The 840-nt window shown below is 51.7% G+C and carries 1 protein-coding gene; it reads right to left on the bottom strand.

The window, feature by feature from the left end; genetic code table 11:
* Nucleotide 1: 1 nt before the first annotated feature.
* Nucleotides 2-840: condensation domain-containing protein (locus N477_RS01710; RefSeq protein WP_231102114.1), on the bottom strand; the 839-nt coding region annotated here is incomplete at its 5' end.

The following is an 840-nucleotide window of genomic DNA, read 5'->3' as shown; positions in this document are numbered from 1 at the left end:
ATTACGGGCTATGGCTTAGGCTGCGCTCAGGTTGCAAACGGTCGACGATTTGTTCAAACGGCACCTGCTGATGACCATAGGCATCGAGCAAACAGCGTTTGCTCTGTCCCAGCAAATCATGAAAACTTGGGCTGCCCGATAAATCGCTGCGCAGCACCAGCGTATTGACAAAAAAGCCGATCAGCTCGGCAACTTCTGACTGCTCTCGGTTCGCCACAGGCGTGCCGACCACAATATCCTGCTCATTACTATAGCGGGATAATAGAACCGAAAACGCGGCATGCAGCCCCATAAATAAGGTGGCGCCATGGGACTGGCACAACGCAGTCAAACTCGCGACATCACTTTTATCAAGACTGCTGGCATAAACATCGCCGCTAAAGTCTTGCACCGCGGGTCTGGCATGATCAAGTGGCAGGCTATGTACCACAGGTAAATCCGCAAGCTGATTTTGCCAGTAGTCCAACTGCTGCTCCAGCACGTCTCCCTGTAAGTACTCCCGCTGCCAGTGGGCATAGTCGCCATACTGAATGGTCAAAGGAGCCAGGGACACCTGTTGCCCTTGAGCATATGCGCTATACAGCTGGCTAAACTCATTCACCAATATGCCCATAGACCAGCCATCTGAAGCGATATGGTGCATGGTCACCAGCAAAATATGCTCCAACTCAGAGACTTTTAGTAGTCGCGCCCGTATCATTAAATCTTGGCTCAGATCAAAAGCGCTGATCGCCTCATTAGCGAGCACTTCGGCAATTTCAGCCTCGCGGATCCCAGCCTGTACTGCGGATAAATCCGTCAACGGTACTTTAAACGCCTGCGGCGTATTAATCACCTGGA

The sequence above is a fragment of the Pseudoalteromonas luteoviolacea H33-S genome (assembly GCF_001625695.1).
Taxonomy (GTDB): domain Bacteria; phylum Pseudomonadota; class Gammaproteobacteria; order Enterobacterales; family Alteromonadaceae; genus Pseudoalteromonas; species Pseudoalteromonas luteoviolacea_B.
Note: the sequence above shows the minus strand (reverse complement) of the source record. Positions and strands in the feature narration are given on the sequence as shown.